The sequence below is a fragment of the Bacteroides sp. OF03-11BH genome, from assembly GCF_003604005.1.
In the GTDB taxonomy this organism is placed as follows: Bacteria; Bacteroidota; Bacteroidia; order Bacteroidales; family Bacteroidaceae; genus Bacteroides; species Bacteroides ovatus.
On the sequence record NZ_QTMW01000058.1, the window covers coordinates 21,250 to 28,153 of the forward strand.

Annotated in this window: 5 protein-coding genes and 1 pseudogene; all 6 read right to left on the reverse strand. The window is 42.1% G+C overall.

The window, feature by feature from the left end:
• Position 1 precedes the first annotated feature (1 nt).
• A complete protein-coding gene (locus DXA54_RS24970; RefSeq protein ID WP_120080931.1) occupies positions 2–2,368 on the reverse strand; it encodes an efflux RND transporter permease subunit in 2,367 nt (788 codons plus the stop codon).
• 213 nt (positions 2,369–2,581) lie between these two features.
• Positions 2,582–3,397: a zinc transporter ZupT gene (gene zupT, locus DXA54_RS24975; RefSeq protein WP_004309915.1), complete on the reverse strand. Its 816-nt coding sequence runs from the start codon at positions 3,395–3,397 to the stop codon at positions 2,582–2,584.
• 114 nt (positions 3,398–3,511) lie between these two features.
• Positions 3,512–3,742, reverse strand: coding sequence for a hypothetical protein (locus DXA54_RS24980; RefSeq protein ID WP_004309916.1), 231 nt, complete (start codon positions 3,740–3,742; stop codon positions 3,512–3,514).
• Between the two features lie 56 nt (positions 3,743–3,798).
• A complete protein-coding gene (locus tag DXA54_RS24985; RefSeq protein ID WP_004318707.1) occupies positions 3,799–4,032 on the reverse strand; it encodes a hypothetical protein in 234 nt (77 codons plus the stop codon).
• Entirely contained in the window at positions 4,029–4,655 is a 627-nt protein-coding gene (locus tag DXA54_RS24990) for a TetR/AcrR family transcriptional regulator (protein WP_004309917.1), read from the reverse strand. Before DXA54_RS24990 ends, DXA54_RS24985 begins: the two co-directional genes overlap by 4 nt.
• 603 nt (positions 4,656–5,258) lie before the next feature.
• Positions 5,259–6,387 (reverse strand): annotated as a pseudogene (locus DXA54_RS24995) (OmpA family protein).
• Positions 6,388–6,904: the final 517 nt, after the last annotated feature.

A 6,904-nucleotide genomic window follows, 5' to 3' on the forward strand; every position in this document is an offset into this window, starting at 1 on the left:
ATTAATTGATTGTTTCATTGGTTTCTATCTCTTTCCCGAATAACCGGAACTTTTGGAATAACACGGGTGTAACGCAGAGGTCGGCCACGAGTGCCGATACGATACCCGCTACGGAGAGCAGACCCATGTGTATAAAAGAGAGGCCTTCGGAAGTCATGTAAATAGCGAAGTTCGCACATATCACGACACTGGTCAGAATGATTGGTGTCCCGATCGTACGGAACGAGCGGAGAATGGCATCCCGATAATTACCTCGACGGTCGAACTCCAAATGCCCGTGGTTGATGAAGTGAATGGTGTCGTCGACAGCCAAACCGAGGATCATCGGCATAATGGTTGCGGTCATCATATCCAACGGGTAGCCCAGCCATCCCATCAGTCCGCCGACCACCAAAGCCGGAGTGATATTGGGTATCAAACCGATAAGCCCGATGCGTACACTGCCAAAGACCAACATCATTAGGATGCCGATAATAAGGAGAGAGATGGCAAATGAAACCATCTGCCCGCGAGCCACGTACTGCATCATCACGGTAAATTGCGGAATACTACCCACTGTAGTGACAGAAGCTTCGGGGAAGAGCCTGGCGGCATTGGCTGCAATATCGTTCAACTCTCGTTCTACCTCGCCGGAGTCAAAACTGCTGATCTCCACCATCAGGCGCAAACGTCGATAGTCGTAATCGATCCAATATTCCGCTTCGCTACCGCCTGCATTCTCGTAAAGGAGCAGCAGTTGTGCCACCTCTTCCGGATTCGTCGGAATACGATAATAAGCCGCATCTCCTTCGTGCAGGGTTTGATTCAGGTCTTTTAGGATATTCAGCACTGTAGTCGTTCGCTTGGTTAGCTTATAGCCTTCGGCCTTTTGTGCCAGAGAGTCTAAGCGTACAAGCATTGCCGGTGATTTTGTCAAGCCGTCTTCGGGCAGGTCTATCATGACGTCGTAGGTGTAGATGGATCCCAGTTCGCTTTCACCTACTTCCAGCAGATTGTTTACATAGGCTATTTTACGTCCCATGGTGCGTTCTATGTCAAAGGCGGTCTCTATCTTGGTGAATTGATAAATGAGTGCTGCGGTAAGCAGCCCTGCAATCCATAGGAACAATGTGCCATGCCGGAGTACGCTTTCTCCCAAACGCCCCAGTTGATGGTCGAGCCACCGTCCGCCGGTTTCCTGCACTTTGGGATGAGGTTTGCCGTTCTTGCCAAAACTCAACAGCACGGGCATCAGTGTAATGGCAATGAAGAAAGCCAGCATCACGCACGAGGAGGTAGCGATACCAATGAACCGCATGGGCTGCATCGGAATAGCGAGAAACGACAGCAGGGCGGCAAAGGTGGTGAGTGCACTGAACAACACAGGCCAGCCCATTTCACCCACGGTCTCTTCTACGGCTCGTCGACGTTCTCCGTGTAGAAGGAATTGCCGTTTGAAATAGGAAAAGATATGTATGTTATAGGCTATCGAGACGGCAAACGCCAACAGCATAGGTATCATCATCATACCGCTGTCTATCGTCATGCCGACATATCCCAACAGTCCATACACAATCACAATTGAGCCTGCCGCCGTGATAAGTGGAACGACAACGCCCCGTAGGGAGCGTGTTATGAGTAACAAAATAAGAATGGAAACGAGTGCGGCAATGCCCATCACACGGGGCATCTCTTTGCCAATCCATTTCATCTTCATGGCGGTAACGTAGGGCAAGCCTGTGCCTTTGGGATGGAGCTTTTGGTATTTGTCTTTAGTGATGATATGCTCCAGCTCATTCCCCGTTAGCACTTCAGGAGAAACGGCATTCTTACCTTTATTCCACACTGAATCTTTAGGAAAGGTACGCAACTTGAGAATAATCCACGAGAGCGTACCATCTTTGGAGACAAGCCGCTCGGCAATATGTGGCTTCATATAGGCTTTGCGACGTATCGTTTCCAGACTTGCCGCATCAGTGGGAATAAGGTCAGGCACTATCTGCTCGATAGTCATTCCTTCTTCATTCCCTACCATAAATTCGATGTCAGTGAGCGAAGTGATTTTGTCGGCGTATGAAATGCTATCCATCATTTCGTTCGTGAGTTCGCGGATGAGCTCTAAGTTCTCTTTCATAAACGAATTGTCGCATTGGGTCAGTACGGCGGCAAAATTGTCATTGCCGAATATATCCTTGAATTCTTTGGTCTTGACAAGCATCGGGTCGTCTTCGAGGAAGTAGTCTTCCCACGAAGCACTCACCTTGAAATATCTTAACCCTGTAAATCCTATGGCGAAGACGAGGATAAACAAGCTTAGTACAAGCCATCGTTTTTGTACCATCCATCTGCCCTGACGGGCAAACCAGTCATTGATTCTTTCTATTTTCATATCGTTTGTTATTGGTAAGTTCATTCATTTCAACACATTCAGCAGCGTGACGAGAAATAGCTTTCCACTTTGGGGCTACATATGATAATGGTGACAATGTGCGTGGACACAAGAATGCTCTTTGTGGGCATCATGCACGTGACAACGGCAGGAGTGAGAAGTGTTCATATTCTTTCTTTTTTTTACTTATGTTTTTTATATTACTTAGTCTTGCTAACACAACATCAGCAGGTTGAGTGCCATAACCGCCATGCCTGCTACCAAACCATAGATAGTATGATGGTGCTTACCGTATTCTTCGGCAGCGGGTAGTAACTCATCAAGCGAGATAAATACCATGATACCGGCAATCATCCCGAAAATAACGCCGAAAACATGGTCATTGAGGAATGGTGCCAAGATAAGATAGCCGATGACGGCTCCTACCGGCTCGGCCAATCCCGATAGAAATGAAAGCCAAAAGGCCCGTTTACGATTACCTGTAGCATAATAGATCGGAACGGAGACGGAAATGCCTTCGGGTATATTATGTATGGCGATGGCACAGGCAATAGGTATAGCAATGTTTATATCCTTCAATGCTGCAAGAAACGTAACCATACCTTCCGGGAAATTGTGTATTGCCAGCACCAAGGCTGTCACTACATCGACGCGTAATAATTGAGGCTTTATTTCAGTCTTTCGTTCTTCCTTTAAGCTCATTTCTTCCACCCGATGCATTTCGTGTGGATTTTCGTAGTGAGGAATTAGCTTATCAATAAGTAGAATCAATACGATTCCCCCGAAAAAAGAAAGTGTGGAATGAAGAGTTCCGTCGTCCTTGCCATGTATATTGGCAAGAGTCTGCAAAGAAGAGGCAAACAGATTGGCGAAAGACATATAAATCATTACTGCTGTTGAAAATCCCAATGAAAGAGAAAGGAATGAAGTATTGGTGCGTTTAGCAAAAAATGCAATCGCACTGCCTATCCCTGTGGATATACCGGCAAACGATGTTAGGAAAAATGCTATAAGTACTGGTTGAGACATGGCTATGATGGATTGGAAGTTAGTGCGTCAAAAGAGAACAAAAGTTTGTTTTGTTCAGAAGCAAAGCGAGCCGCTCTTTGCAGGCGGCTCGCTCGGTAGGAGAAACAGTTAGATTTAGAAATAAGACGTTTCATGCTTTTGGCAACTAAGTTTAGTTCGGTCAGTCTGCGGATGTACGATGTTGGTACTTTGATCTTTCGTCCCAATAATTTCTTTGGGCAAAACCTTTCCGATACGGGAGACTGCCCTGCTTTGCGTAACCCATGACTCCTCGCAGAAGAAAAGCCCGTTGACTCCTTGTACGAGTGTTAATTCGTCGTTGCTGATGATGTTGATGATACTCATATGCTGATTATTATTTAGTGATTCTTCTGGAATGACTCGGCGTTCCAACTCCTGCATCAAACGAAACGCTGCCTGACAAGATTGCAGCATCTGTCCATGCAGGCTATAGGTGTGGAGTCGAGCAGAAGGTAGCTGATGCCTATTGTCTCGGAATCAAATACAAAAGAGATTCGATTGTTTACAATCGTACAATCATTTCCGCAAGGCTTGCATTGCAGACAAGACGAGAAACGGATGTTTTGATTAGTTATCTCTTGACAGACAGGATGTTTCAATAGTTCTGCCTTCATCTTTCATTCTTTACATTCATGAGTTTCTTCCATCCTCCCGTGCTAAAGCGAATATACTCACTGATGAAACACTCTATCTCTTCGCAGGAAAGTTCCTTATGTTGCACCACCTCTTTCATCATATTAATCCACCAAGAGCAGGTGAAGTGCATGAAGAACGGAGAAATATCGGTATGTAGTTCCGGATGGAGTCTTCTCATCTTTTCCATATATTCCATCCCTATTGTGGCACTCTTCTCAATCCACTCTTCCAAATAATCTTTGAGGCGAGAATGCTGCGTAGAGAAAAACAGCAAATTTAATTCACTTCGGTAACGAGTTATAATGCCCATAAGCTCCTGCAAAGATGCACGATGATATTCATCTGAGATAAATATGTCAAGGGAGAAATTCTCCGGTCGGTTGTGATCTTCCAGCATCCTGTACATAGCAGCCAAAAGAGGACGCAACACATCAACCAGTAAATCGTCCTTACAGGGATAGTAATTGTATATATTGCTCAGACCAATGCCCGACAACTTAGAAATCTCACGCATAGACACCGACTTGAAGCCCTTTTCGAAAAAAGCTTTCTGCGCTGTTTCCAGCAATAGCTTACGTATATAATCCTTCGTTGTTTGCATAGGTCAGAACATAATTCTTTATTTTATAACGCAAAATTAGTCACATATTTTTTCGGTTGCAATACCTTAAAATGATGATTTTTTTACTTACCATTCCCCATTTATGGTAATTCAGCAAATGAAATTTATAACTTTCAATATGCTACTCCTAATCATATCAAAGCTACAAATACTCACTTATTTACAATCTCTAGCACTCACTTTTTTTTGTTTACTTTTGTCTGTAAACCGCTACTGACGTCATTAAATACATAGTAATATGAGCAAAAAAATCAAAGACCAAGAAGTTCTTTTGGTCAAAGATCAGAAGGACGATAGCCTCCGAGCCGTAGTCGGAGCAGATGGGAAAAGCGGACTGAAGTTGCATTCTTTCAAAGTCTCCTTTGAGAGTGTCGTTGCCAGCGTGCATGTATACCAATAGACGATTACTCACTACCAATATAAGGAAAAGTTGCATGCAAATGAAATTTATCATACGCCATGCAACTTTGGAGCCAATTCATAAGAAGAGGAGCTAACGGAGAAAAAGAACTTTTTCAGTGCCCTCAGATTTCGGGCTTCCTTTTTTATTTACCTTCAACAACTCCAAATATTCTTATTACATCAATCTTCGATAGTACATACACTTACACGGTTCCAATCCGGTTCGGTAAACATGTCACCTACTCCCTGATCTTCGGCAGTAATACGAGACGTATTAATCTTGTATTTATTAACAAGGATTGTTTTTACAGCTTCTGCACGTGCGGTAGCAATTTTTGCGTTGATCTCAACATTGCCTTCTGGAGAAGCGTACCCTTTAATAATGACTTTTGAATCGGGATATTTCTTCATGTAGGAGGCTACACGTTCCACATTCGGTAGCTGTGATGCATCCACTGATGAGCGACCTTGTCTGAAAGTAATGATAGATTCCGGAACGCGGGCAGTCTTGACTACTGTTTCAATGGGAACGACCTTTGTACGACATTCTTCCAACTCTTTATGCAAACCGCTAATTCTTTGGTTAGCATTGTTTAGTTCTCTGTCACGACTGCCCACCTGTTCGCGAAGTGCATTAATAGCAACATTCAAATCATCAATTTCGCTCTGATTGTAGACTTTTACTTTAGTAAAGTAATGATTCCCAGTACTCATCTTGAAGTGATAAGTCAATCCGGCAGTCAGTTCAAATGTTGCATTGTTTGCATTGAAACGACTCTTTGCCTGATTAAAATCACCTTGCATATCATATACGATAGCGGGCTTAATTCCCAATGTCCATGCTTTTGTTTCACCGAGGTTGAAATTAAGATTCAATCCGAGACGGGTAGACCATGAATTGTCATCTCCTTTACCATTTACATAATAATGCAACCACCCCATTCCGGCAATAGCTTCTATCTCAAACAAACGAGGTTTGCCCCGATAGCTTGCAAATAGATTTATTAAGTTAATTTTACTTAACAAGCTGACATCTAAAACATCAAAAGCTGTTTTACTCGGAGTTGTATTGATATATCCCATTCCCTGAAATTCCAAACCGAAAACTAGGAGTTAATTGTTTGGATATTCCAACTCCGAAACCGGGACGCATCCCTTTAAAGAAAGAGGCGTGAGTGAGAGGGGTAACTGCTCCTGCATTCACTCCTACAGACCAATTGTCCATAAACTTTGTTCCTTCTACAACTGATTGGGCATTTACAATAAATGTTCCCAAAGTAAAAACTAATAAAATAGCAATTTTCTTCATAATCTATTGTTTTATTTTTTTCGAATGCAAAAGTAAAAAGATTGCAGAGCTTTTTAGTTGTAGGACAAAAGAATAAATCTAATACATTGATTTTTATTTTACTTATAATCAGTAGTTTGCAAAAATGGTTCAATTAATAATCTAACACATATCTAACACCCTTGATAAAATTCAAAAAAGCACTTACACTTACACCTTTAGGGTAGTCAAGTTTATTTTTTAACAACAACGAGTGAACTGATACTTTTACTCTGAATAGCAATAACTTACTGCTATTTTGTACTATTACGATTATACATATTATATAATATGCTAATAAGCAATTATATATTGTTAGGCCCAATAAAAAATATATATAAATAGCGAGCGATAATCATATAAGTTAAAGAATAATTTATATTGGTAAAATATTCCTAATCGCCCATGCAAAAAATAAAACACATTATTATATTCGCAATATGAAATGTAAGATTATAATTGGACTATCAGCTATTCTCTATTTTACAGGTTGTTATAA